This window comes from Paraburkholderia bannensis NBRC 103871 (assembly GCF_000685015.1).
Taxonomy (GTDB): domain Bacteria; phylum Pseudomonadota; class Gammaproteobacteria; order Burkholderiales; family Burkholderiaceae; genus Paraburkholderia; species Paraburkholderia bannensis.
Window position 1 is genome coordinate 1 of sequence record NZ_BAYA01000082.1, and the last position, 2,341, is coordinate 2,341.

Here is a 2,341-nt window from a genome sequence, read left to right on the forward strand (position 1 = left end):
AATCAGCTTCGCAAGTGGATCACTCGTTACCGTCAGCAGCGAATGGCGCAGGCTCAGCAGACCTCACCATCAGGGGTCGCGGATGGTGTGCTGATCGATACTCCGACACCGGTACGCTCGAGCGTGGCGCGCGAGGCGCCGGCATTCATTCCAGTCGTCACCGCACCATCGGCACAGCCGGCTGCGCCTCAAGGGCCATCGCAGGCCTTGCCACTGATGGTGGTCGCACTTCACGTGCGCTTGCCGAATGGCGTCGAATTTGAACTCGGCAACGCGAGTCTCGATGAACTGGCGACGATCGTCCAGATGCTGGGGAGGCTACCGTGTTCCGGTTCGACGATGGGCTGAGGGTCTACGTTCACCGCGATCCCGTTGACTTCCGGATGGGCATCAATGGTTTGTCAATCCTTGTCGAGCAGGCGATGTCGCTAAACCCGCTGGACGAGGCCCTGTATGTGTTCGGCAACCGACGTCACGATCGTATCAAGATCATTGCCTGGGATGGCAATGGGTTCTGGCTTCTTCTGAAGCGGCTCGAAGGTCATGATCGCTTTGCGTGGCCCAGCGATGCGGCCGTCGTGACGCTGAGCACCGAGCAATTAGGCTGGCTTCTACAGGGCGTCGACCTCGCCGCCATCAAGAAGCACCCAATGCGATATTACGCCCGTGTGAGCTGAACACCGACGCAGCATGCTTGTCTAACCGGGCATGCCGATCAATGTCACGATCACCGCCGAGGAACTGAAGGAGTTGCTCGCCGCACGCGACGCACTTGGTGCCGTTCAGCAGGAGCGTGACGAACTGCGCGGCACACTACGGCTGGTGACAGCGGAGCGGGATCTCGCGGAAGAGCGGTTGCGAGCGTACAAGCGCGAACTGTTTGGCGCATCTAGCGAATCGCGCGAATCGGACCAGCTTGGTCTGTTCAATGAAGCCGAAGCGCTCACGGTCTCCGGAGGACAGCCCGCGCAGGAAGATACGGCAGATACGGCGGTGTCTGCCCACACACGCAAGAAGCGCGGCCGCAAGCCGCTCGATCCGCGCCTGCCACGCGTGGTTGTCCGGCACGAGCTGCCCGAGTCCGAGCGCTTCTGTGGTCACGATGGCCACGCGCTCGTGGAAATCGGCGTTGAGACCAGCGAGCAGCTCGACGTGATTCCAGAGCAGATCCGCGTGATCCAGCATCAACGCGTCAAGTACGCGTGCCCGTGTTGCGATCTCGGGATCAAGGTGACGCCACCACCACCGCGAATCATTCCGCGCGGCCTGTTTACCGAATCGGCGCTGGCGTGGATCATCACCGGCAAATACCAGTTCGGTATGCCAATCTATCGTCAGGCCGGGCTCTTGCGACGCTTCGGCGGCGACATCTCGTCGAACACGGTTGCCATCAGCGTTGTGCGGGTTGGGCTTGCGACCCAGCCGGTGATCAACCTGATGCGCGATACGTTGCTCGAAGCAGATCTGATCTATGGCGACGAGACGACCTTCCAGGTGCTCAAGGAGCCTGGGCGCCGACCGCAAACAAAGAGCTACGTCTGGGCGCAAATGAACGGGTCGGGACCACCCATTCGATTGTTCACTTACACGCCCGGGCGCGGTGCAAAACACGCCGCGCAACTCTACGTCGGCGTCAAACCAGGCGCGGCGTTGATGACCGATGGATATGAGCTGTATAGCGGCATCGCGCACGACCATCAACTCGTCCATCTTGGTTGTTGGGCTCATTCAAGGCGCGCGTTCGTCAAGGCGGAGGATACGGTGCCGAAAGCCGCTCGCACTCCGGACCTGCTGTCAACGCGCTTCATCAACCTCATCGGCAAGCTGTTCGCGGCTGAGGCGCGAAGTGCGAAGTGGAACGCCGCTCGCCGGCTGCGATTACGCCGCCGCTATAGCGCCCGCGTGCTCGCCGTCATCGAGCAACTGTTGATTGAGCATCTGCCTGCCGTCGTGCCGGGTAGCATGCTCGGCAAAGCGCTGCAATATCTGAATCGGCAGTGGCACAAGCTGAGCCGCTACATTGAAAACGGCGACTATCCAATCTCGAACAACGCCTGTGAGAACGAGATCAGGCCGTTCGTCGTAGCGCGCAAGGGCTTCCTGTTTGCCGACACGGTTGCCGGTGCACATGCGAGCGCGAATCTTTACTCGCTGGTCCAGTCGGCAAAAGCCAACGGTATCGATCCATATCGATACCTCAACTGGCTACTCCGATGCCTACCGCTCGCGCAGACCGTCGACGACTACGCCGCGCTTCTTCCTTGGTCCATGCCCGCCGAACTGCGGTAAGTCTATTGCCCTGTTCAACAACTCTGATGGGCGTCGTTAATTGACCGCTTAC

At 60.6% G+C, this 2,341-nt stretch carries 2 protein-coding genes and 1 pseudogene; all 3 read left to right on the forward strand.

The features are described from left to right. Window positions 1-348, forward strand: a pseudogene (locus tag BBA01S_RS47760) (transposase); the annotation flags it as partial. Further along, window positions 324-677 (forward strand): IS66 family insertion sequence element accessory protein TnpB, encoded by a 354-nt coding sequence (tnpB, locus tag BBA01S_RS39355; RefSeq protein ID WP_027821158.1) that lies wholly within the window; start codon window positions 324-326, stop codon window positions 675-677. The pseudogene BBA01S_RS47760 and the gene tnpB, both read left to right, overlap by 25 nt. 31 nt (window positions 678-708) lie before the next feature. After that, complete coding sequence (gene tnpC / locus BBA01S_RS39360; RefSeq protein ID WP_027821159.1) at window positions 709-2,289, forward strand: IS66 family transposase; 1,581 nt, start codon at window positions 709-711, stop codon at window positions 2,287-2,289. The last annotated feature ends 52 nt before the right edge of the window (window positions 2,290-2,341 follow it).

What these genes read in the sequence shown, in the direction of transcription:
- tnpC (WP_027821159.1), top strand. Translation starts at nt 709, where the DNA reads ATGCCGATCAATGTCACGATCACCGCCGAGGAACTGAAGGAGTTGCTC.